Genomic DNA, 22,525 nt, shown 5'->3' on the forward strand with positions numbered 1-22,525 from the left:
TCTGGTGGTGCAGATGGATATGACGAACAACCTCTTCCTTGGCCCGGACGCCCAGGCCCGCTTCCTGATGCAGAGCCTGATGGCCCATGACGGCAAGGGCGAGATCACCCGGACCGAGACCCATGTCATCGACGGCGTCCACCTGTCCAACGACCCCGAGGCCGAGATCACCGGCACCTATGAATCGCGGCCGGGCGAGCTGCTGCGGCTGAAGTCTGTCCCGCGCGGCGATGCGCGCCCCCGCTGGCAGGCGCTGCATGTGGCGATGGGCCCGGCGGACCTGTCCGAGGCCGGCGTGCTGGGCGTCGTGATCCGCAGCCGCGCGCCGGCCTCGATCACCACGCGGGTCTGCCTGCGCTCGGGCCGCGACGGCGCCTTCGTGGACAATTTCTTCGCCAAGTCGATGATCTCCTTCGCGCAGGAAAGCACGCATCTGGACGTCATCGACCTGGCGCGCACGCCCGACCTGCCGCGCAGCGCCCAATGGCGCGACCTGGTGCTGTTCTTCCGCGCCGGAGAGGTCGAGCTGGAACTTCTGGACCTGCGCCTGTTCATCGTATGACAGCTTCCGCCCCTGCGGCCGGCTCTGATCTGGCGATCGTGATCCCGGTCTGGAACCTGCCCGACGACCTGTCCGCCCTGCTGGCGCAGGTCGCCGCGATGGGCATCTTCGCGCAGGTGATCGTCGTCGACGACGCCTCGGACCCGCCCTGCGACCCCGCGGCCTTGGGCTTCGACCGGGACCGGCTGGGCGCGGCCCTGGTCTATCTGCGCAGCCACCAGCGCCGGGGCGCCGGCCATGCGCGCAATATCGGGCTTCAGCGGGTGACGGCGGCCAATGTGCTGTTCTTCGATGCCGACGACCAGCTTGCCCCCGACCTGGCCGCGATCTGGCACCGCCACGCCGCCGATCCCGAGGGCCTTCCCGACTTCACCATCTTTCGCCACAACGACACCCGCGTGCAGGCGAAGGAGGGCCGCGACGGCTCTTTCCAGGCCGAGGAAGAGCTGTGGGACCGGGCGCTCGGCAATGCCGGGCTGCTGTTTCTGAACCGCGACGAGCGCGCGCTCCTCAGCACCATCAGCGCCTATCCCTGGAACAAGATCTACCGCACCGCCTTCCTGCGCGACCATGCCATCACCTGTTCGGAAACGCCGGTGCATAACGACATCCGCCTGCATTGGCTCAGCTTCGCCCATGCGCGGCGGGTGCTGGCGATGCGCCTGATCGGCGCCACCCATGTGATCGGGGGGCGCGACCACCACCTGACGGCGCGGCGCGGGCCCGAGCGGCTGTGCCTGTTCGAGATCCTGGCCGACCTGACCCCACGGCTGCGCGAGGCGCCGGACCATCTGCGGCTGATGCGGCAATTCATCCGCTTCACCGACAACATCTGCCGGTGGAACCTGCGCCAGATCGACCCGGACCTGTCCGCGCGCTTCCGGCAGCTGACCCGCCGCGCCTATCTGGATTTCCGCCCCGAGGAATTCATCCTGTTTGCGCAGGAAAATCCCGAGCAGGCGGAGCGCATGGTGGATTTCCTGATCCGAGAGGGGCACTGACATGGCGATCAGCTTCATCGTCACCATCCGCGACGTCGCCCCTACCATCACGGACTGCCTGGCCGACCTCGCCGCCGTGGCGCGCGCCAGGGATGAGGTGATCCTTGTCGATGACGGCTCGCAGGACGGCACGGTCGATGCCGCCACGGCATGCCTCGCGGATCCCGGCTTCGCCGAGGGCGTCGCCGTCAACCCGATCTGGCTGGGCACCCGCACGCCGGGCGGGATCGGCATCCGCGCCAATGTCGGCCTGTCGGCGGCAAGCCGCGAGACGGTCGTCTTCGTCGATGGCGACGGCCGGATCCAGCACGACGGCTTCCAGCGCGCCCGCGCCCATTGGGTGATGCACCCGGCCGACATCCTGCTGACCGGCTATCAGGAGCTGGACCCCTCCGGCGCGGCCACCCGGCCGGCCGCCGAGGCGCGATGCTGGAACCAGCTGGACCGCGCCGCCAGCCTTGCCCGCCTGCGCGATCAGGCGCTGGCCTTCGCCGCCGCGCCCTGGCGGGTCTTCCATCGCCGCACCTTTCTGGAACGGCACGGCTTGCGCTTTTCCGAAACGGATGCGCCGCTGGCCGAGGTTCCCTTCCACTGGGCCACCTGCCTTGCCGCCGACAGCATCGGCTTCCTCGATACCGTGACCTGCCATCGCCCGGTGCCACCCGAGGACAGCCTCGATCCGGCCGCCGTCTTCACCCGCTTCGCCGCGATCCTGGAGCTGCTGCCGGCGGACGAATTGGCGCTTCAGGAAACCGCCGCATGCTGGCTGCTGGATCGCATGGAGGCGCAGGCCGGGCACCTGCCCGCCACCGGCCTGCACGCCTATGCCACCGCGGGCGCGACGGCCTTGGCCGCGATCGCCGATCCGGTCTGGGCGCGGCTGGCCGCGCGCCATGGCGACAGGCCCATCTGGACCGAGGCATTGCGGCTGCGGGCGGGCGACATCTGGGGCCAGCTCGATGCCTGGGACCGGGCGGCGCTGGACCGGCGGATCGCGCGGATCGAGGCGCGGGCCGAGGGTTCCGAGCGGACGCTGGAGCGCGCGGGCCGGGACCTGCGCGCCCTTGCCGCAAGCCGGGCCTTCGCGGCGATCCAACAGCTTGAGCGCGGGTGACGCCTGCGCAGGACAAGGGGGAAGGGCAGCGGCCATGAAGATCACCGTCGCGGGCATCGGCTATGTCGGGCTGTCCATCGCGCTTCTGATCGCGCGCCGGCACCGGGTCGTGGCGCTGGATGTCGATGCGGCGCGGGTGGCGGCGGTGAATGCCGGCCGCTCGCCGGTCAAGGATGCCGAGATCGAGGCGATGCTGGCCCAGGGCGTGCCGCATCTGCAGGCGACGACCGATGCGGCGCAGGCGATGGCGGATGCCGATTTCGTCGTCATCGCCACGCCCACCTCCTACGACCCGGAAACGGACCGCTTCGACACCGCCTCGGTCGAGGCGGTCGCGGCAAGCGCCCGGCAGCTTGCCCCCGGCGCGACCATCGTGGTCAGATCGACCGTGCCCGTGGGCTTCACCGACGCGCTGAACGCCAGGCTGGGCACCGACCGGATCCTGTTCTCGCCCGAATTCCTGCGCGAGGGGCGCGCGCTTCACGACAACCTGCACCCCTCGCGCATCGTCGTCGGCGCGCGCAGCGAACCCGCCCGGCGCTTCGGCGAGCTGCTGCGCGCGGCGGCGCTGGATCCCGACGTGCCGCTGCTGCTGTGCGACGCGCGCGAGGCCGAGGCGATCAAGCTGTTCGCCAATACCTTCCTGGCGCTGCGCGTGGCCTTCTTCAACGAGCTGGACAGCTATGCCATGGCCCATGGGCTGAATGCGCGCGACATCGTCCAGGGCGTCTGCCTGGATCCGCGCATCGGCGCGCATTACAACAACCCCTCCTTCGGCTATGGCGGCTATTGCCTGCCCAAGGACACGAGGCAGCTTCTGGCGAATTACGACCGGGTGCCGCAGAACCTGATCCGCGCGGTGATCGACGCCAACACCACGCGCATGGATGTCATCGCCGATGCCGTGATGGCGCGGAAACCCGCCCGGATCGGCATCTTCCGGCTAGTGATGAAGGCGGGGTCGGACAATTTCCGCGACAGCTCGGTCGCCGGCGTGATCGAGCGGCTGCGGGACAGGGGCGCGGAACTGGCGATCCACGAGCCGCGGCTGAGCGGCACCGATTACCGGGGCATTCCGCTGATCGCCGACCTGGACCGCTTCAAGCGCGATTGCGACCTGATCGTCGCCAATCGCATGACCCCGGCGCTGCGGGATGTCGCGGAAAAGGTCTTCACCCGCGACCTGTTCGGCGAGAACTGAGCCAGCCTCAGCCCGCCTGTGCCCCGCCGCGTCGCGGGGCCGCGAAACGGGCACGGCTGAGGACCTGCCCCCCGGCATCCACGGTCAGGCGCAGGGCGCGGTCGCCCAGATAGAAGGTCAGGCGCCAGCGGCCGGCATCGGCCTCGATCCCCTCTTCGCAGCGGCTGGTGATGCGCCCGTCGCGCATGAAGGCCGCGACCTGGGCCGCATCGATCCCGAAGCCGTCGGCGATCATCGCCGCATCGACCTCGAAGCGGTTGTCGTCGTGACGGATGGCGGGCATCGCATCCCCTCCTGCGCTGGACGGATCGGCTGCGCCGTCGGGCGGGCGGCGACGCAACCCTCTGCCCATCAGATGCGATGCGCGGACCATGGGTGCAAGACCCGCGGCCCGCGCGCCGGGAAAAGAAGGAACAGGTCCCGGCCAGGGCGGGCCAGCCGGGACGATATCCCCGAAGATCAGCCCGCCGCGATATCGGCGATCACCGCAAGGCAGTCGCCGCTCTGGACCAGGCCGGGGAAATGGCGCGCGGCGATCACGCCGTCGCGATTGGCAAGAACCTCGACCGGGGCGGTGCCGGTGCGGTCGGGCGGCCAGATCCGCGCGATGGGCTGGCCGGCGCGGACCCGATCGCCCAGATCGGCCAGCGGATGGATCAGCCCGTCGCGGGTGGCGAAGTGGAAGCAATCCTCGGCCGGCATGTCCAGCATGATGCTGTCGCCCTCGCGCTCGATCTCGCCCGCCAGGATGCCCGCGTGGCGCAGCACGTTCCGCGCCCCCCGGATCGCGATCGCGGCCGAGCGCGCGGTGGCCGTGCCGCCGCCGCCCAGTTCGGTGGTGACGAAGACCTTGCCCTGCGATTCCACCGCCGTGTCGAACATGCCGACCGCGTCGATTTCCAGCATCATCATGCTGTAGGGCGCGGCGAAGGCCCGGACCGCCGCCACGCAACCCGCCTGCTGGTCCTGGTCCTCCAGGTAATGCGCCGCCGCATAGGGCAGGAAGTCCAGCGTCTTGCCGCCCGAGTGGTAGTCCAGCACCAGATCCGCCATCGGCACCAGCACATCGTTGAAATAGCTGGCGATCTTCTGGGTCGGGCTGCCATCCGCCCGGCCCGGAAAGCAGCGGTTCATGTTCACCTGGTCGATCGGGCTGACCCGCGCCCCGGCCCGGAAGGCGGGATAGTTCAGATAGGGCACGATGATGACCCGGCCGCTGACATCGGCCGGATCGATCTCCCATGCCAGCTGCTGCAGCGCGATGGGCCCCTCGTATTCGTCGCCGTGATTGCCGCCGGTCAGAAGCGCCGTCGGTCCTTCGCCATTGGCGATCACCGTCAGCGGGATCATCACGCTGCCCCAGGCGCTGTCGTTGCGCGAATAGGGCAGGCGCAGGAAGCCATGCGCCTTGCCGGAGGCGTCCAGCGCGATGGTCGGGTGGATCGGATGGGCGCTCATGCCTTCACCAGCATCCGGCGGGGGATGTTGCAGAACAGTTCCGGCTCGCGCTCGGTGATGACGATGGATTCGGTGGTCTCGTAGCCCCAGTCCTCCATCCACAGCCCGGTCATGAAATGGAAGGTCATGCCCGGCTTCAGCTCGGTGCGGTCGCCGCGGCGCAGGGACATGGTGCGCTCGCCCCAGTCGGGCGGATAGCTGAGCCCGATCGGATAGCCGGTGCGGTTGTCCTTGACGATGCCATGGCGGTCCAGGACGGTGAAGAAGGCGGCCGCGACATCCTCGCAGGTATTGCCGGCGCGGGCGGCGTTCAGGCCGGCATCCATCCCCTCCAGGACGGCCTTTTCGGCCTCCAGCATCTCGGCCGGCGGCTTGCCCAGGAAGATCGTGCGCGACAGCGGCACATGGTAACGCTGATAGCAGCCGGCGATCTCGAAGAAGGTGCCCTCGTTCGGCTTCATCGGCTGGTCGTCCCAGGTCAGGTGCGGGGCTGCGGCATCGGGACCCGAGGGCAGCAGCGGCACGATGGCGGGATAGTCGCCGCCATGGCTGGCCCATTCGTCATAGCGCAGGCCCGCGTCATAGATCTCGGCCACCAGGTCGCATTTGCGCATCCCCACCTCGACCTTGTCGGCGATGCGGCGGTGCATCCGCTCGACGATGCGGGCGGCCTTGCGCATGTATTCCAGCTCCTTGGGGGTCTTGACCGCCCGCTGCCAATTCACGAGGCCCGTGGCATCCAGGATCTGCGCCTCGGGCAGGCCGTGGACCAGCCGCTCATGCGCCTTGGCGGAATACCAGTAATTGTCCATCTCGACGCCGATGAAGCCGCGATGCCAGCCCCGGTCGGCCAGCTGCGCCCACAGGTAATCCATCGGGTGGCGTTCCACCGACTGCACGTAATAGTCGGGATAGCCGATGATGTTGTCGTCAGGCATCCAGACGGTGCGCAGCGCGCCATTGGCGTCCTGACCGCGTCCGAACCAGATCGGCGGGCCGTCCGGGCCGACGATCACGCATTGATGGACATAGAAGGACCAGCCGTCATAGCCGGTCAGCCAGGCCATGTTCGACGGGTCGCTGACGATCAGCAGGTCCAGGCCAAGCCTGGCCATGCTGCTGCGCGTCTTCGTCAGGCGCTCTTCATATTCCTCGGTCGAGAAACGTTCGGGGGTCCTTTGCAGTTCTGGCATTCAGGTCTCATGTGAAAACGCGGCAAGCGCGTGGGTGGCAATGGCGGTGTCCTGCACGCCGGTCCCGGTCAGGTCGGCGATGGTGATCTGATCCAGGCCGGTGCGGCCGGGATGGCGGCCGATGATGACCTGGCCCAGTTCGGGATATTCGCCCTCGGGCATGGCACCGGCGGCAAGCGCGGCGCGCAGCTCTCCCATCAGGCGGGTCTGCGACAGCCGATCGGCGACATAGAGATCGGCGCGGGACAGGCAGTCAGGGTGCAATTCGTTCTTGCCCGACTGGTCGCTGCCCATGGCGGTGACATGCTGGCCCGGACGCAGCCATTCGGCCCGCAGGATCGGGCGGGTGGCCGGGGTCGTGGTCACGATGATGTCCGCGAAACCGGCGGCGGCGGCCGGGTCGGGCTCGGCGCGCACGGCCAGGCCGTCGCCGGTCAGCTGATCGGCCAGCGCCTGCGCCCTGGCCGCGTCGCGCGCCCAGATCACGGCATCAGAGATGGGCCGGACCAGCCGCAGCGCCTGCAGCTGCATCCGCGCCTGCAGCCCGGCGCCGAAGATCGCGGCGCGGGTCGCATCCGGGCGCGACAGGTGCCGCGCGGCGACGGCCCCCGCGGCGGCGGTGCGCAGGTCGGTCAGATAGCCGTTGTCCAGCAGCACCGCCATGACCCGTCCGGTCTCGACCGACAGCACCACCATCAGCCCCGAGGTCGAGGGCAGCCCCTTCGCCGGATTGTCGAAGAAGCCGGGCGAGATCTTGACCGCGAAGCCCGCCAGCCCCGACACATAGGCGGTCTTCACGTCCACCTCGCCATTCACCTGGGGCATGTGCATGGACAGGATCGGCGGCATCTCGACTCCGCCCTCGGCCAGCCGGGCGAAGGCGTTCTCGACCACGTCGACGGCAGCGCGGTCCAGGGGCAGGCGCCGGCGCAGCTGGTCTTCATGCAGGATCAGGATATCGCTCATGTCTGCCCCCGAAGGATCGCGGCGTGGCGGGCGGGATCGATATTCGCGCCCGACAGGATCAGGACCAGCGGACCGTCCGCGCGCAGCTTGCCCGCAAGGATCGCGCCCGCGCCGACGGCGGCGGCGCCCTCGACCGTCTCGCCATCCTGTTGCGCCAGGTGGCGGATGCCGGCGGCGATCTCCTCCTCGGTCAGCAGGATCAAATCGTCCATCAGCTCGCGCACCATCGGATAGGTCAGCCGGTTCCGCATCCCGATCCCGCCGCCCAGGCTGTCGGCCAGGGTCTGCCTCTCCTCGACCTCGACCGGGCGACCGGCCTTGAGGCTGGCGGCCATGGCGGCGCCGCGCTCCATGCTGATGCCGATGATGCGGATCGCGGGGTTCAGCGACTTCGCCGCCAGCGCCACCCCGGCCAGCAGCCCGCCCCCCGACAGCGGCACGGCGATGGCGGCGGCGTCGGGGACCTGGCGCAATATCTCCAGCCCCAGCGTCCCCTGCCCCGCGATCACGTCCGCATGGTCGAAGGGCGGGATCAGCGCGAAGCCTTCCTCGCGCTGCAACCGGCGGGCTTCCTCGAAGGCCTCGTCCTGGCTGGCGCCGATGACGCGGGCCTCGGCCCCCAGCGCGGCGATGGCGTCCAGCTTGTTCTGCGGCACCAGGCGCGAGACGCAGATCACCGCCGCCAGCCCCTGCGCCCGCGCCGCATGGGCCAGCGCGCGGCCGTGATTGCCGGTCGAGGCGGTCGTCACCCCCGCGACATCCCCCAGCCGCGCCACGGCATTGGCCGCGCCGCGCAGCTTGAAGGCGCCGGTTTCCTGGCGGTGTTCGCATTTCAGCCAGACCGGCCCGCCCGCCAGCCGCGACAGGCCCGGCGCGGGCTTCACCGGCGTTTCGCGCACCATCCCGGCGATGCGGTCGCGGGCGGCGTGGATGTCGTCAAGCGTCACCATGCCCGTCACCATGTCCGCGCCCGAAACAGCCGGCCCGGCCCGATGGCGGGGATCTGCGCCAGGTCCAGCATCGACCAGAACAGCGCCTGGTTGGCGCTGAGGACGGGCTTGCCCAGCCGGGACTCGATCTCGTCGATGACCGGCAGGGCGGCCAGCGCGGTGCAGGACATGAACAGGGCTTCGGCCTGCGGATGGTCCGAGCTTTCCGCCATCTCGACGATCTCGCGCGCGGGCAGCAGCGCCATGTCGCGGTCGTCGGCATGGCCCATCGAATGGCGCGCCAGCACCTCGATCCCCTGCGCCTGGAACCAGTCGCCGACCAGATCGGTGGTTTCCGCCAGATAGGGCGTCATCAGCGAGATCCGCCCGATGCCAAGCGCCCTCAGCCCGCGCAGCGCCCCGCCGGTGGGCGTGGACAGGGGCGCGCGGTTGCCGGCCAGCGCGCCGATCCCCTCGCCCAGCACGGCCGAGGCCGAGGTGCAGCCGAAGCCGATCCCCTTCAGCTCGACCCCCGGCACGATCAGGTCGGCGGCCGCCTTCAGCCGCGGGCCGGTCTGGCGCAGGTTCTCGGCGGTGGTGGGGTTGTCAAAGGCGATGCGGGTGACGTGCAGCCGCGTGCCGGGCGGCATCAGCCGCGCCGCATCGGCTTCGATGGTCAGGTCGGTAGCCAAGGCTATCAGCCCGAAGCGGTTCAGGTCGTCGCGCCACATATGCCGTTCCGCCCTTCCTCACACGACCATGACCGGGCAGGTCGCAAGGCCGGTGACCTTGTGACTGACCGATCCCAGAAGGTAGCCCTCGGTCGCGCCCAGCCCGCGCGAGCCCAGCACGATCAGGTCGCAGCCCTTTTCCTTCGCGAAGGCGACGATGGTGCGGGCGGGCGGCCCGGCCTTGATGAAGGCGCTGACCTTCTCGACCCCGGCATCCTTCGCGTGGCTTTTGGCGTAATCCGCCGCGTCGCGGGCGGTGCCGCGCATCGCCTCGTCCAGGCTGCCGCCGATCTCGGCGGCGCCGCGCACCATCGACAGCGAGGCCTCCAGCATCGAGTGATGGCGATAGACCGTCAGCACCGTCAGCTGCGCCCCGCACAGCTTGGCCAGCTCGACCGCCTTGATCAGCGCCCGCTCGGCGCCGTTCGAGCCGTCATAGGGAACCAGTATCCGTTGGAACATGACGCCCCCCTATCTGAAGGCCAGGTCGCGCAGGAACAGCGCGATCTGCGGGAAGAAGATCAGCGCGACCGTCAGCCCCAGCAGCATCACGATGAAGGGCGGCGTGCCGCGGATCACCTCCAGATACGGGCGCTTGAAGATGGCGATGGCGGTGAAGATGTCGCAGCCGAAGGGTGGGGTCGAGCTGCCGATGGCCATCTGCAGGGTGATGATCGTGCCGACCAGCACCGGGTCCAGCCCCGTCGCCTGCACCACCGGCGCGAAGATCGGCACCAGGATCAGCACCACGACGATGGAATCGACGAACATGCAGCCGATGAAGAAGGCGATCGAGATGGTGAACAGCACGCCATAGGGGCCCATCTCGTCGATGCCGATGCCGGCAAGGATCGCCTGCGGGATCTGCGCGAAGCTGATGACATAGGAGAAGGCGGCCCCCGCGCCCACCAGGATGAAGACCACCGCCGTGATCAGCCCGGTCGATTTCGCCGTGGCATAGAGCTGCCGGAAGCCCATCTCGCGGAAGACGATCATCTCCAGGAACAGCGCATAGAGCACGCAGGCGGCGGCGGCTTCGGTGGGCGAGAAGACCCCGCCATAGATGCCGCCGATGATGATCGCCGGGAAACCCATCGGCCACAGCGCCCGCAGCAGCGCGCGGCGACGCTCGGCCCAGCTGGCCCTCGGCTCGGTCGGAACGTCGTGGCGCAGCGCGTGGAAATAGGAGTAGATCGAGAACATCAGCAGGATCGTCAGCCCCGGCCCGATGCCGGCGATGAACAGCTCGGCGATCGAGGTGCCCGAGACGACGCCATAGATGATCATCCCGATCGAGGGCGGGATCAGGAAGGCGATGTCCGAGGCGTTGATGATCAGCGCCAGCGTGAACTTGTCGCTGTAGCCCGCCTTCAGCATCCGCGGCCGCAAGGGCCCGCCGACCGCGACCACCGTCGCCTGGGTCGAGCCCGAGACCGCGCCGAACATGGTGCAGGCCCCGGCCGTCGAAATCGCCAGCCCGCCCCTGACATGGCCGAAGAAGGCCATCACCACGTCGATCAGCCGGTTGGCCGACTGCCCGCGCGTCATGATGTCGGCGGCGAAGATGAACATCGGCACGGCGATCAGGCTGGCCGGGCGGATGCCGCCCAGGATCTGTTGGACCATCGTGTCCAGCTGGCCGATGCCGCCGAACAGCATCACGAAGCCGATCAGCGAACCGGCGACCAGCGGGATCATCATCGGAAAGCCCAGCAGCAGCAGGACGACCATGGTGCCGAAGATTGCCCAGATCATGGATCAGACCTCCTCTTCGCGGCTGTCGTCATAGCCTTCCAGCGTATTGGTCGACAGCCAGATATCCTTGTCGATGACGTTCTTGACCGCCGTCAGCGCGTATTGCACCCCGGTCAGGAAGAACCCCAGCGGCACCCAGACGATGATCCACCATTGCGGGATCTGCAGCGCGGGCAATTGCCGGCCGCGCGACGCCTGCGTCAGGACGTAGTCGAAGGAATACCAGGCCAGCAGGAACATCCCCGCCGCCGTCACCACGGTGATCACGATCATCATCACCTTGCGCAGCCGGAAGGGCAGCGCGTCGAAGAAGGCCGACATGCGGATATGGCGGCCGTGCCGCGCAGCATAGGAGATGCCGGCGAAGGTGATCAGGATGATCAGCGCCTGGTTGAGTTCCTCCGAGAAATAGATGCTGCGTCCCAGCACATAGCGGCCGACCACGTTCGCGACCGTGTTGGCGGCCATCAGCATGACGCCGATCGCCAGCAGCACGGCCTCGAGCCGGGCAATCACCGCATCCAGCACACCCAGCGGGCCGGGCAGGCCGGAGACGTATTGGGAATCGTCGATGTCGTCGCCCTCGAGCATCGTCGCCTGCGCCGCGGCAAGCAGGTCGGGGTCGGGCTTGGGGGCGTGCTTGTCGTCAAGCGTCATGCCGCAGTCCCTTCAGGCTGAAGGTTGCAAGAAAGGCGATCCGGCCGGATGCCGGCCGGACCCGTGTGCCGCGGGACCGGCTCAGTCGGCGGGGGCTTCCGCTTCCTCGGTCGGCGTCTCGTCGGCCACCGGGCCGCCGGCCGCTTCCGCCGCCGCCGCAAGGTCGGCCTTCATCTGTTCCAGGATGGCTTCCGCCTGCGGGCCGCCGATCTTCAGGAATTCCTGCTCGACCGCCTCGGCCGTGGCCATGAAGGGCTGGCGCTGTTCCTCGGTCAGCTCGGTGATGGTGATCGAGGGCTTGGCCTCCTCGATCTTGGCCAGGGATTCGTCGCTGAGCCCGGTCTGGTAGTCGATGATATAGTCGAAGGCCGCGTCCACGGCGTCGCGGATGACCTGCTGATCCTCTTCCGGCAGCCCGTCGAAGAAGTCCTTGTTGGCCATCAGCGCGGTGGTGAAATTGTTGTGGCCCAACCGGGTGATATGGTCGGTCACTTCATACATCTTGGTCGATTCGATGAAGAAGGCCGGGTTTTCCTGACCCTGGATGATGCCGGTCTGCAAGGCGCCATAGGTCTCGCCCCAGGGCAGCGGGGTCGGGGTCGCGCCGAAGGCCTGATAGGCCGAGACCAGCAGCGGATTGGTCATCACCCGCACCTTGACCTCGTTCAGGTCCTCGGGCGACGCCACCGGGGCCTTGGTGGTCAGCATGACCTCGCCCTCGGGATACATGGTCAGAAGCTCCAGCCCCTGCTGCTCGTAAAGCGGCGGGAACAGTTCGTGGATGGCCTTGGAATTGCGGAAGAAGCTGACCAGCTGGTCCTGGTTCTGCGGCAGCAGATAGGGCACGAAGAAGACCTGCGCCTCGGGGATCAGCGCGCCGGTGAAGCCGGGCGACTGGTTCACGAAATGCAGGATGCCGGACTGCGTCTGCTCCATGATGTCGGCCGATTCCCCCAGCGTGCCGAAGGGGAACAGCTGGACGGTGTGGTCGGAATTGGCCTCGACCTCTTCCTTGAACTTCTGGGCGAACTGGCCCTGCACCTCGTGCAGCGCCTCCTCGAAGGCATAGCGCCATGTGTCGGCCATCGCGCCCCCCGAGCCCAGGATCAGGGCGGTCAGGCTGGCGGCGGTCAATGTCTTGCGGTTCATGTTACCTCCTGTGAGCGGGCCTGCTGGCGCGTGCGGCGCCGCGGACCTCCGAAGTTGCAGGATTCGGGTCGTTCCTGCCCGATCTGGCTGGCGACGAGAGTTCGTGCCAAGTCGATTTCAAGTCAATTTCTATATTAAACCATGACAATTTTCCCGGAGGGTGTCAAACGACCCGCCCGCGGAAACCGTCAGGCTGTGGTCCCGGCGGGCAGCAGTGCCGAAAGGATGTTCAGCCCCTGTTCGAGATCGCGCAGGCTTGGCGTGCCCAGGGACAGCCGCAGCGCGGGGCCGGAATCGATGACCGCGAAGCCCGATCCGGGCGCCAGCGCGACATCCTGGGCCAGCGCCCGGCGCAACAGCTCGCCCTCGTCGCTGCCCTCGGGCAGGGGCAGCCAGCGGTGCAACCCGTGCAGGAAGCCGCGGCTGCGCCCGCCGAGGACGCGCTGCGCAAGCCGGTTGCGGGCGGCAAGCTCGACGCGCTGCGCGGCCAGAAGATCGTCGGCGATGCCGGTCTCGATCCAGTCGCGGGCGATCTCGGCGATCATCGGCGTGGCCATCCAGGCGACCGACAGGTGCCGGTTCAGCGCCCGTTCCGCCAGATGCTCGGGCATGGCCAGGAAGCCCAGCCGCAACCCCGGCGACAGGCATTTCGACAGGCCGGTGAAATAGAAGCTGTGGTCCGGCGCGAAGCTGCTGACCGAGGGCGGGCGGCGCAGCGCCACGGGTCCCAGCGGGTCGCTTTCCAGGATGACCAGCCCGGCATCGCGCGCGGCATCGGCCAGTTCCTCGCGCCGGTCGCGGTCGATCATCCGCGCGAAGGGCCCCGCCCCCGAGGGCAGCAGGAAGACCGCCTTCATCCGCCCGCCCGAGGATCGCGCGGCGGCGACCAGCGCCTCGGGGATCATGCCGCGATCGTCGCCCGCGATCCCGCGCATCCGCAGGTGCAGGTGCTGGACCGCCGGCTTCAGCGTGTGGCAGGTCGAGCTTTCGGTGGCGATCTCGTCGCCCGCCGCGGCGGCGGTCATCAGCGCGATGAACATCGCGGGCGTGGTGCCGTTGGTCACCAGGATGCGCTGCGCCGGCACCACCAGCCCGCAGCGCGCCAGCCAGCCCGCCGCCATCCCGCCATAGAGCGCCATGGTCTGCCGCGGCCGGAAGGAAAAGATCGCCGGGTCGGGCAGTTGCGCGGCCACCCGCATCATGCTGTCGCGCCAGGCCTTGGCGATCTGCGGCAGCGCCACCGGCGTCATCATCGACAGATCGATCGGCGGCCGGTCGGTCGCGGCGCGGAACCACGGCACCTCGACCGTCTCGCGCGGGCCGGATTTCACGAAGCTGCCGCGCCCGACCTCGCCCGAGATCAGGCCGGCGCGAATCAGCTCCTCATAGGCGCGGCTGACGGTCTGCACGGACAGGCCCAGCTTCCAGGCCAGGTCGCGATGCGGCGGCAGCCGGTCGCCGGGGCGCAGGCTGCCCGAATCGATGGCCGCGGCGATCCCCTGCGCCAGCGCGCGATAGGCGGGACGGGTGATATCTTCCTTGGTCAGGGGCCAGTGCGACATGCCCGGCAGTTGAGCCAAGCCCGCCCTGCTTGTCCAGATTGACATTCGAGGGCCCTGCGGAAACAAGCGGGACATGAGCCCGCCACACCCCAACCCGCGCCCCGAACTTCGTCTCGACGACCGCGACATCGCCATCCTGGCGACGCTGTCGCGCGAGGGGCGCATCGCCAAGACCGACCTGGCCGGGCGGGTGAACCTGTCGCCGACGCCGTGCTGGGAGCGGATGAAGCGGCTGGAAAAGGCCGGGCTGATCCGCGGCTATCGGGCCGAGATCGACCTGGCCGGGCTGGGCCCGCATGTGCAGGTCTTCGTCACCGTCGAGCTGGAGAGCCACCGCGCCGAGAGCTTCCAGATCTTCGAGCGCACCATCGCCCGCATGGAGCAGATCACTGGCTGCTGGGCGATCGGCGGCGGCTACGACTATCTGATGCAGGTGATCGCGCGCGACGTCGCGGCCTTCCAAGTGCTGATGGACGGGCTTCTGGAAAGCCGCGCCGGGGTCAGGCGCTATTTCAGCTATATCGTGACCAAGCCGGTCAAGGAATTGCCGCCCGCCTCGGCGCTGCTGGGCGCCGGCGGGGGCTGAGCGCGGCGCATCGGGCTGGCCGGGAAGAAGGGGCTTTGCCCCTCGGCGCGTGCCGCGCCTCACCCCAGGATATTTGGGCCAAGATGAAAGGGCCCGAGGATTTCCCCGGCACGGGGGGCGAGAAAAGAGGATTTCTCTGCCCGGCCCCGGCCGCTTTGGTGAAATCGCCTGGACCGGCCGCGCCATTTTCCGGGGCAACAAGGAGGTGCGCGATGCTTGACGATCCGTCCTGCAACCTGAGAGACCGGCTGAACGATGCCGGCCTGCTGCCCGGCCGCGGCGATTTCGCGGGCGAAGGCCGCCTGGCCGTGCGCGACCCCGCCACGGGCGAGCCGGTGGCGCAGGTGGCCGTCAGCGACGCGGCCGGCGCGCAGGCCGCCGTGGATGCCGCAGAGGCCGCCTTTGCCGGCTGGGCGGGGATGCTGCCGCAGGACCGCGCCGCCATCCTGCATCGCTGGCACGCGCTGATCCTTGGCGCGAAGGAGGACCTGGCCCGGATCATGGTGGCCGAGCAGGGCAAGCCCGTCAGCGAGGCGCGAGGCGAGATCGGTTATGCCGCCAGCTTCGTGCAGTTCTATGCCGAGGAGGCGCTGCGCCCCAATATCGAGGGCGTCACCAGCCATCTTCCCGATGCCGAGATGGAGCTGTGGCGCGAGCCGGTGGGCGTCGCCGCCCTGGTCACGCCGTGGAACTTCCCCTCGGCGATGATCACCCGCAAGGCCGCCGCCGCACTTGGCGCGGGCTGCACGGTGGTCATCCATCCCTCGGCCGAGACGCCGCTGTCGGCCCTGGCGCTGGCGGAACTGGCGCGGCGGGCGGGCTTTCCCGAGGGCGTGGTCAATACGGTGATCGGCGATGCCGCGACCATCGTCGGCGAATGGACCGCCGATACGCGCGTGCGGGCGCTGTCCTTCACCGGCTCGACCGAGGTGGGGCGGCTGCTCTATCGGCAATCGGCCGATACCGTGAAGCGGCTGGTGCTGGAGCTGGGCGGCCATGCCCCGTTCATCGTCTTCAAGGGCGCCGACATGGAGCGCGCGGTGGCCGAGGCCGTCAAGGCGAAATTCGCCACCTCGGGGCAGGATTGCCTGGGCGCCAACCGTTTCTATGTGCAGCGCCCGGTCTATGACGAATTCTGCGCCCGCTTCACCGAGGCCGTGGAGAAGCTGACGCTTGGCCCCGGCCTGCAGGACCCCGATATCGGCCCGCTGATCCACGACCGCGCCATCGCCAAGCAGATCGCCCATATCGACGATGCCGTCGCCAGGGGCGCGCGCGTGCTGACCGGGGGCGGCGTGGCCGAGGAGCTGGGGCCGCTGTTCTTCCATCCGACCCTGCTGGCCGACGTGCCCGACGCGGCGGCGATCATGCGCGAGGAAACCTTCGGCCCCGTCGCGCCCCTGTCGCCCTTCGACGAGGAGGACGAGGTGATCGCGCGGGCCAACGCGACCGAATACGGGCTGGTCGCCTATGTCCACAGTCTGGATCCGCGGCGGATCTATCGGATGACGCGGGCACTGCAATACGGCATGGTGGCCGTGAACCGCACCAAGGTCACCGGCGCGCCGATCCCCTTCGGGGGAATGAAACAGTCCGGGATCGGCCGCGAGGGCGCCCGGCAGGGCCTCGAGGCCTTTACCGAGATCAAGTATGTCTGCCGCGACTGGGCCTGAGTGACGCAGGCCGACGGACAGGGGATGAAAGGAAACAACATGCTGACGAATGACGAACTGGCGAAATGGGATCGCGAGAGCTTCTTCCACCCCTCGACGCATCTGGGCCAGTTCGCCCGCGGCGAGGCGCCGCAGCGCATCGTGACCGGGGGCGAGGGCGTCTTCATCACCGACCGCGACGGCAACCGCCTGCTGGACGGCTTCGCCGGGCTTTACTGCGTGAATGTCGGCTATGGCCGCCCCGAGATCGCCGAGGCCATCGCCGCGCAGGCGCGCGAGCTGTCCTATTACCACGCCTATGCGGGCCATGGATCCGAGGCCTCGATCACGCTCTCGAAGATGGTCATGGACCGCGCGCCCGCGGGCATGGCGCGGGTCTATTTCGGGCTTGGCGGCTCGGACGCGAACGAGACGAACATCAAGCTGGTCTGGTATTACAACAACATCCTGGGCCGGCCCGAGAAGAAGAAGATCATCTCGCGCTGGCGGGGCTATCACGGCAGCGGGCTGATGACCGGATCGCTGACCGGGCTGGAGCTGTTCCACAAGAAGTTCGACCTGCCGCTGTCGCAGGTGATCCATACCGAGGCGCCCTATCATTTCCGCCGCCCCGACCCGGCGATGGGCGAGGCCGATTTCACCGCCCATTGCGTGGCCAGGCTGGAGGAGTTGATCGCGGCCGAGGGCGCCGATACCATCGCCGCCTTCATCGGCGAGCCGGTGCTGGGCACGGGCGGCATCGTGCCGCCGCCCGAGGGCTACTGGCCGGCGATCAAGGCGGTTCTGGACCGCCACGACATCCTGCTGATCATGGACGAGGTCGTGACCGGCTTCGGCCGCCTGGGGTCGATGTTCGGCGCCGATCACTATGGCGTGCGGCCCGACCTGATCACCTGCGCCAAGGGGCTGACCTCGGCCTATGCGCCGCTGTCGGCCTCGATCGTCGGGCAGCGGATGTGGGATGTGCTGATGCAGGGCACGGACGAAAACGGCGTGTTGGGCCATGGCTGGACCTATTCGGCCCATCCCATCGGCGCGGCGGCGGGCATCGCCAACCTGAAGCTGATCGACGATCTGGGCCTGGTCGAGAATGCCGGAACCGTCGGCCGCTATCTGGTCGAGACGATGCGCGCGGCGGTGGGCGATCATCCCCATGTCGGCGATGTGCGCGGCGAAGGGATGCTGTGTGCGGTGGAACTGGTCGCCGACCGCGACAAGCGGGCCTTCTTCGATGCCGCCGAGGGCAAGGGCGCCAAGGTCGTCGCGGCGATGCTGAAGCGCGGGGTGATCGCGCGGGCGATGCCGCAGGGCGACATCCTGGGCTTCGCGCCGCCGCTGTGCCTGACGCGGGCCGAGGCCGACCAGATCGTTTCCGCAACCAGGGACGCCATCGCCGAAGTGCTTGGCTGACGCGGCCGCCGCGGCCGGATCAGGCGGGGTTTCCGTCCGCCGCCTGACCCGCCACCGCCTGACCTGCCGCCTGATCCGGGCCGGCGCCCAGCACCAGCATGGTCATCATCCCCAGCGGCGGCAGGGTGCGGCGCTCTTCCAGGGTCAGGGTGTTTTCCTGCAGCACCGTCTCGATCCGGAAATCGGAATGCCAGCCGATGGTGTTCGCAAGCGGGGCCAGGACCCGCTCCAGCAGGGCAAGCCCGCCGCGTTCCCGCGCGAAATGGTTGGTGATGACCACCTTGCCGCCCGGCTTGCAGACCCGCGCGATCTCGGCCATCACCTTTTCCGGCTCGGGCACCACCGATAGGACATGCATCGCCGCGACCGTGTCGAAATGGTCGTCCGGGAAGTCCAGCGCCCGCGCATCCATCTGCCGCAGCTCGCGCACCTGACCCAGCCCCAGCCGCTTAACCTTGGCGACGGCCTTTTCCAGCATCTCCTCGCTGAAATCGATGCCGGTCACCTGCATTTCCGGGGCGTAATGTTCCAGCGACAGCCCGGTGCCCACGCCGACCTCCAGCACGGTTCCGCCGCGACGGTTGATATAGTCCACCGCCCGGCGCCTGCCGATGCTGGTCGCCGCCCCGAAGGTCCGGTCATAGATCGGCGCCCACCGGGAATAAGAGGATCGGATCGCTTCGATGTCCATTGCCGTTCCTTGTCAGATTGGGGCCTTGTCAGATTGGGGGCCTTGCCAGCTTGAGGGCCTTATCGGGTCGGGGGGCGGTCGCTGTCGATCCAGGCCCAGATCACCATGCCGATATAGCCGAGGCAAAGCGCGATCAGCGTGACCCAGGCGAAGGTCAGCAGCGCGGCCCCGACAAAGGCGACACCGACCAGGAAGAACTTGACGTTCTCGCGCGAGATGCGGGTGGTCTTGAAAGACCAGGTCGGGACCCGGCTGATCAGCAACAGGCCCACGACGATCATGTGGAGGCAGATCACTAGGTCGGGCAGCACCGGCCGGTCGGCGAAGGCGAAGGACAGATACATCGGCAGCATCACCAGCAGCGCGCCGGCCGGGGACGGCACCCCCTCGAAATAGGCGCTGTCGCGTGGCGCGGTCTCGGACTTGCTGGAGACGTTGAACCTGGCCAGCCGGATCACGCAGCAGACCGCGAAGACCAGCACGCAGATCCAGCCCAGGCTGCGGATGTCCTGGAGCGCCCAGAAATACAGGATCAGCGGCGGGGCAACCCCGAAATTCAGGAAATCGGCCAGCGAATCCAGCTCGGCGCCCATCTTGCTGGCGCTGCCCAGAAGCCGCGCGATGCGCCCGTCGATCCCGTCCAGGATGCCGGCCGCGATGATCAGCAGCACCGCCGGCGTATAGTCGCCCTGCACGCCGAAGCGGATGGCGGACAGCCCGGCGCAGACCGCCACGATGGTCAGCACGTTGGGCAGCAGCTGCAGCAGCGAGAACTCGGTCTGCGGGCCAGAAGGATCCATCACGCCCCTGTCCGGTCGTCCTGCGCGTCCAGCACGGCGATCACGGTCTCGCCGGCGACCATGGTCTGGCCGATGCTGACCAGCGGCGCCACGCCGGGCGGCAGGTAGACATCCAGCCGAGAGCCGAAGCGGATCAGGCCGAAGCGCTCGCCGGTCGCCAGCCGCTCGCCCGGCTTCACGAAGCAGACGATGCGGCGGGCGACCAGACCGGCGATCTGCACCACCGCCAGTTCCCGCCCGCCCTCCATGCGGATGCGCAGGCCGTTTCGTTCGTTATCCACGCTGGCCTTGTCCAGCGAGGCGTTGAGGAACTTGCCGGGGCGATAGGCGACCGAGACGATCTCGCCCGCCACCGGGGCGCGGTTCACATGGCAGTTGAACACGCTCATGAACACGCTGACGCGGGTCAGGGGCACGTCCGCCATCCCCAGCTCGGCCGGCGGCACCGCCGGCTCGATCAGCGACACGATCCCGTCCGCCGGGCTGACGACCAAGCCAGGCCGGGCCGGCGTGACCCGTTCCGGGTCGCGGAAGAAGTAATAGCACCAGATGGTCAGGCCAAGCCCGATCCAGCCCAGGGGCGCCCACAGCAGGAACAGCACCAGCGTCACCGCGGCGAAGATCGCCACGAAGCGGATGCCCTCGCGGTGCATCGGCTTGATGAAAGTGTCGCGCATACGCATCAGGCGTCCCCCCCGGCTGGACTGCCGCGCCAGTCATAAAGGGATTGGCCCGCGATACAATAGCCTGGCGCGCCCTTGCGGGCGGCGGCGGCCCCTTGCCGGTCGCCGCGCCCGGTCCTAGCCCCAGTCCAGCACGATCTTGCCGCTTTCGCCCTGGCGCATGATCTGGAAACCGCAGGCGAAATCCGCCGCCGGCATCTCATGCGTGATCACGCCGCCGATATCGAGCCCGTTTTCCAGCATCGCCAGCATCTTGTACCAGGTCTCGAAGATCTCGCGGCCATAGATCCCCTTGATCGTCAGCGACTTGAACACGACCCGGTTCCAGTCGAACGGCGCCGGCCGGGGCGGGATGCCCAGCATGGCGATGCGCCCGCCCATGACCATCGAGTCGATCATCTGGTCGAAGGCGGCCGCGTTGCCGGACATCTCCAGCCCCACGTCGAAGCCCTGGCGCATGGCCAGGCGGGCGCAGACCGCCGCCAGGTCCTCGGTCGCGACATTGACCGGCACGACATCGGCGACGCTGGCGGCCAGGTCCAGGCGGGTCTGGTTGACATCGGTGATCACCACATGCCGCGCGCCGACATGGCGCGCGACCGCGGCCGCCATGATGCCGATCGGCCCGGCGCCGGTGATCAGCACGTCCTCGCCGATCAGGTTGAAGCTCAGCGCGGTGTGGACGGCATTGCCAAGCGGGTCGAGGATCGCGCCGATCCGGTCGGGCACCGAATCCGGCAGCGGGACGACGTTGAAGGCCGGCAGGCGCAGGTATTCGGCAAAGGCGCCGGGCATGTTGACGCCGATGCCGCGCGTCTCGGGGTCCAGGTGGAACTGGCCCGAGCGGCTCTGGCGGCTGGACTGCCCGACCAGGTGCCCCTCGCCCGAGCAGCGCTGCCCGACCGCCAGCCCGCTGACGTCGCGGCCCAGCTCCACGATCTCGCCGGCGAATTCGTGGCCGACGACCATCGGCACCGGCACCGTCCGCCGCGCCCAGTCGTCCCAGTTCCAGATATGCACGTCGGTGCCGCAGATGCCGGTCTTGCGCACCCGGATCAGCACGTCGCCGGGGCCGATCTCGGGGACCGGCTCGTCGCGCAGCCACAGGCCCTCGCGCGACTCGGCCTTGACCAGGGCCCTCATCGGATCGCCCCCGTCTCGCGCCCCGCCGCGCGGAAAGCGTCCAGGGCGGTGTCGAGATCGGCCATGTCGATGGCCGCGTTCATCTGCGTGCGGATCCGCGCCTGTCCGCGCGGCACGACCGGGAAGAAGAATCCGGCCACATGGACGCCGCGCCGGTCCAGCGCCTCGGCCATGGCCTGGGCCATGCGCGCCTCGCCCAGCATGACGGGCACGATGGGATGCGCGCCGGGCAGCAGCTCGAACCCCGCCTCGGCCAGCCCGGTCCGCCAGTATCCGGTCTTGCGGGCCAGGGCCGCGCGCAGATCCTCGGCCGCCTCGACCAGGTCGATGGCGGCCAGGGCGGCGGCGACGATGGCGGGCGGCAGCGCGTTCGAGAACAGATAGGGCCGCGCCCGCTGCCGCAGCAGGTCGATGACCGGCTGCGGCCCGGCGATATAGCCGCCAAGCGCGCCGCCAAGCGCCTTGCCCAGGGTGCCGGTCAGCAGATCGACGCGGGCGCCCAGTTGCGCCGGTGTGCCCGCCCCTTTCGGCCCCAGGATCCCCGTCGCATGGCAATCGTCGACCATGACCAGCGCGCCGTGGCGATCGGCCAGCGCGCGGATCTCGGGCAGCTTCGCCAGATAGCCGTCCATCGAGAACACGCCATCGGTCGCGATCAGGATGAAGCGCGCGCCATCCGCCCGCGCCTCGACCAGCCGGGCCTCCAGTTCCGCCATGTCGGAATTCGCGTAACGATAGCGCCGCGCCTTGCACAGCCGGATCCCGTCGATGATCGAGGCATGGTTCAGCGCGTCCGAGATGATCGCGTCTTCGGGGCCCAGAAGCGGCTCGAACAGCGCGCCGTTGGCATCGAAGCACGAGGCGAACAGGATGCTGTCGTCATGGCCCAGCCAGCCGGCGAGCCGCTGCTCCAGCCGGCGATGCAGGTCCTGGGTGCCGCAGATGAACCGCACCGAGGCCATGCCGTAGCCATGCGTCTCCATCGCCTCGATGGCGGCCCGCTTCAGCGCCGGATGATCGGCCAGGCCCAGGTAGTTGTTGGCGCAGAGGTTGATCCTGCCCTGCCCGCCCACGCGGATCCGGCCGCCCTGGGGGCCGGTGATCTGCCTTTCGCGCTTGGTCAGGCCGTCCGCCTCGATCCGCGCCAGCTCGGCCGCCGCATGTCCAAGGAAATCCGCTGTATCCGCCATACCGACACTTCCTCCGTTTTGACGGACAATACCCCTCGCCCGTCCTTCGTGCAATATACAAGATGAAAATC

General features: G+C 68.8%; 23 protein-coding genes. 7 read left to right on the forward strand and 16 right to left on the reverse strand.

The features are described from left to right. Positions 1 to 13: 13 nt before the first annotated feature. The 4 genes from C9E82_RS10615 to C9E82_RS10630 are packed head-to-tail and all read left to right on the forward strand — an operon-like array spanning position 14 to position 3,878. The gene (locus C9E82_RS10615; RefSeq protein WP_122449266.1) at positions 14 to 562 is read left to right on the forward strand and encodes a hypothetical protein; all 549 of its coding nucleotides are present in this window, start codon (positions 14 to 16) and stop codon (positions 560 to 562) included. Next, entirely contained in the window at positions 559 to 1,563 is a 1,005-nt protein-coding gene (locus tag C9E82_RS10620; RefSeq protein ID WP_170162001.1) for a glycosyltransferase family 2 protein, read from the forward strand. The genes C9E82_RS10615 and C9E82_RS10620 overlap by 4 nt, the downstream gene beginning before the upstream one ends. 1 nt (position 1,564) lies before the next feature. Further along, positions 1,565 to 2,677, forward strand: coding sequence for a glycosyltransferase family 2 protein (locus tag C9E82_RS10625; protein ID WP_119896991.1), 1,113 nt, complete (start codon positions 1,565 to 1,567; stop codon positions 2,675 to 2,677). A 34-nt stretch (positions 2,678 to 2,711) separates the two neighbouring features. Beyond that, the gene (locus C9E82_RS10630) at positions 2,712 to 3,878 is read left to right on the forward strand and encodes a nucleotide sugar dehydrogenase (protein ID WP_119896990.1); all 1,167 of its coding nucleotides are present in this window, start codon (positions 2,712 to 2,714) and stop codon (positions 3,876 to 3,878) included. A gap of 7 nt (positions 3,879 to 3,885) precedes the next feature. Here the strand turns inward: C9E82_RS10630 and C9E82_RS10635 are convergent, their stop codons facing one another. The 11 genes from C9E82_RS10635 to ehuR all read right to left on the reverse strand — a co-directional run bounded on the left by C9E82_RS10635 (position 3,886) and on the right by ehuR (position 14,278). Beyond that, positions 3,886 to 4,161, reverse strand: a complete 276-nt coding sequence (locus tag C9E82_RS10635; RefSeq protein ID WP_119896989.1) for a DUF6522 family protein — start codon at positions 4,159 to 4,161, stop codon at positions 3,886 to 3,888. Positions 4,162 to 4,337: 176 nt separating this feature from the next. After that, complete coding sequence (gene doeB / locus C9E82_RS10640) at positions 4,338 to 5,336, reverse strand: N(2)-acetyl-L-2,4-diaminobutanoate deacetylase DoeB (RefSeq protein ID WP_119896988.1); 999 nt, start codon at positions 5,334 to 5,336, stop codon at positions 4,338 to 4,340. Next, on the reverse strand, positions 5,333 to 6,529 hold the full coding sequence (gene doeA / locus C9E82_RS10645; RefSeq protein ID WP_119896987.1) for an ectoine hydrolase DoeA: 1,197 nt from the start codon (positions 6,527 to 6,529) through the stop codon (positions 5,333 to 5,335). Before doeA ends, doeB begins: the two co-directional genes overlap by 4 nt. Beyond that, complete coding sequence (locus tag C9E82_RS10650) at positions 6,530 to 7,495, reverse strand: cyclodeaminase (RefSeq protein ID WP_119896986.1); 966 nt, start codon at positions 7,493 to 7,495, stop codon at positions 6,530 to 6,532. It abuts the gene before it with no gap. Further along, a complete protein-coding gene (gene eutB, locus C9E82_RS10655) occupies positions 7,492 to 8,457 on the reverse strand; it encodes a hydroxyectoine utilization dehydratase EutB (protein WP_119896985.1) in 966 nt (321 codons plus the stop codon). The genes C9E82_RS10650 and eutB overlap by 4 nt, the downstream gene beginning before the upstream one ends. Further along, positions 8,451 to 9,155 (reverse strand): maleate cis-trans isomerase family protein, encoded by a 705-nt coding sequence (locus C9E82_RS10660; RefSeq protein WP_119896984.1) that lies wholly within the window; start codon positions 9,153 to 9,155, stop codon positions 8,451 to 8,453. Before C9E82_RS10660 ends, eutB begins: the two co-directional genes overlap by 7 nt. A gap of 18 nt (positions 9,156 to 9,173) precedes the next feature. Beyond that, positions 9,174 to 9,617, reverse strand: coding sequence for a universal stress protein (locus C9E82_RS10665; RefSeq protein WP_119896983.1), 444 nt, complete (start codon positions 9,615 to 9,617; stop codon positions 9,174 to 9,176). Between the two features lie 9 nt (positions 9,618 to 9,626). Next, positions 9,627 to 10,910, reverse strand: a complete 1,284-nt coding sequence (locus tag C9E82_RS10670) for a TRAP transporter large permease (RefSeq protein WP_119896982.1) — start codon at positions 10,908 to 10,910, stop codon at positions 9,627 to 9,629. Between the two features lie 3 nt (positions 10,911 to 10,913). Beyond that, entirely contained in the window at positions 10,914 to 11,501 is a 588-nt protein-coding gene (locus C9E82_RS10675) for a TRAP transporter small permease (protein ID WP_119897022.1), read from the reverse strand. Positions 11,502 to 11,648: 147 nt separating this feature from the next. Continuing rightward, positions 11,649 to 12,716 (reverse strand): TRAP transporter substrate-binding protein DctP, encoded by a 1,068-nt coding sequence (gene dctP / locus C9E82_RS10680; protein ID WP_119896981.1) that lies wholly within the window; start codon positions 12,714 to 12,716, stop codon positions 11,649 to 11,651. A 188-nt stretch (positions 12,717 to 12,904) separates the two neighbouring features. Further along, positions 12,905 to 14,278, reverse strand: coding sequence for a MocR-like ectoine utilization transcription factor EhuR (gene ehuR / locus C9E82_RS10685; protein ID WP_183154064.1), 1,374 nt, complete (start codon positions 14,276 to 14,278; stop codon positions 12,905 to 12,907). 73 nt (positions 14,279 to 14,351) lie between these two features. Here ehuR and C9E82_RS10690 point away from each other — a divergent pair, with 73 nt between their 5' ends. The 3 genes from C9E82_RS10690 to C9E82_RS10700 all read left to right on the forward strand — a co-directional run bounded on the left by C9E82_RS10690 (position 14,352) and on the right by C9E82_RS10700 (position 17,947). After that, on the forward strand, positions 14,352 to 14,864 hold the full coding sequence (locus tag C9E82_RS10690; RefSeq protein ID WP_119896979.1) for an Lrp/AsnC family transcriptional regulator: 513 nt from the start codon (positions 14,352 to 14,354) through the stop codon (positions 14,862 to 14,864). A 212-nt stretch (positions 14,865 to 15,076) separates the two neighbouring features. Further along, positions 15,077 to 16,537, forward strand: coding sequence for an NAD-dependent succinate-semialdehyde dehydrogenase (locus C9E82_RS10695; RefSeq protein ID WP_119896978.1), 1,461 nt, complete (start codon positions 15,077 to 15,079; stop codon positions 16,535 to 16,537). A gap of 39 nt (positions 16,538 to 16,576) precedes the next feature. Continuing rightward, positions 16,577 to 17,947 (forward strand): aspartate aminotransferase family protein, encoded by a 1,371-nt coding sequence (locus tag C9E82_RS10700; protein WP_119896977.1) that lies wholly within the window; start codon positions 16,577 to 16,579, stop codon positions 17,945 to 17,947. Positions 17,948 to 17,966: 19 nt separating this feature from the next. On the opposite strand, the gene C9E82_RS10705 is transcribed toward C9E82_RS10700, so the two are convergent. The 5 genes from C9E82_RS10705 to C9E82_RS10725 form a co-directional block, all read right to left on the reverse strand. Beyond that, positions 17,967 to 18,638 (reverse strand): class I SAM-dependent methyltransferase, encoded by a 672-nt coding sequence (locus C9E82_RS10705; RefSeq protein ID WP_119896976.1) that lies wholly within the window; start codon positions 18,636 to 18,638, stop codon positions 17,967 to 17,969. A gap of 59 nt (positions 18,639 to 18,697) precedes the next feature. Next, on the reverse strand, positions 18,698 to 19,438 hold the full coding sequence (gene pssA / locus C9E82_RS10710; RefSeq protein WP_119896975.1) for a CDP-diacylglycerol--serine O-phosphatidyltransferase: 741 nt from the start codon (positions 19,436 to 19,438) through the stop codon (positions 18,698 to 18,700). Continuing rightward, positions 19,438 to 20,121, reverse strand: a complete 684-nt coding sequence (locus tag C9E82_RS10715) for a phosphatidylserine decarboxylase (RefSeq protein WP_119896974.1) — start codon at positions 20,119 to 20,121, stop codon at positions 19,438 to 19,440. The genes pssA and C9E82_RS10715 overlap by 1 nt, the downstream gene beginning before the upstream one ends. A gap of 117 nt (positions 20,122 to 20,238) precedes the next feature. Next, positions 20,239 to 21,264 carry an L-threonine 3-dehydrogenase gene (tdh, locus tag C9E82_RS10720; protein WP_119896973.1) on the reverse strand — a complete coding sequence of 342 codons (1,026 nt, stop codon included), beginning with the start codon at positions 21,262 to 21,264 and terminating at the stop codon, positions 20,239 to 20,241. Then, positions 21,261 to 22,454: a glycine C-acetyltransferase gene (locus tag C9E82_RS10725; protein WP_119896972.1), complete on the reverse strand. Its 1,194-nt coding sequence runs from the start codon at positions 22,452 to 22,454 to the stop codon at positions 21,261 to 21,263. Before C9E82_RS10725 ends, tdh begins: the two co-directional genes overlap by 4 nt. Positions 22,455 to 22,525: the final 71 nt, after the last annotated feature.

Source organism: Paracoccus sigandri, from assembly GCF_003709565.1.
GTDB lineage: Bacteria > Pseudomonadota > Alphaproteobacteria > Rhodobacterales > Rhodobacteraceae > Paracoccus > Paracoccus siganidrum.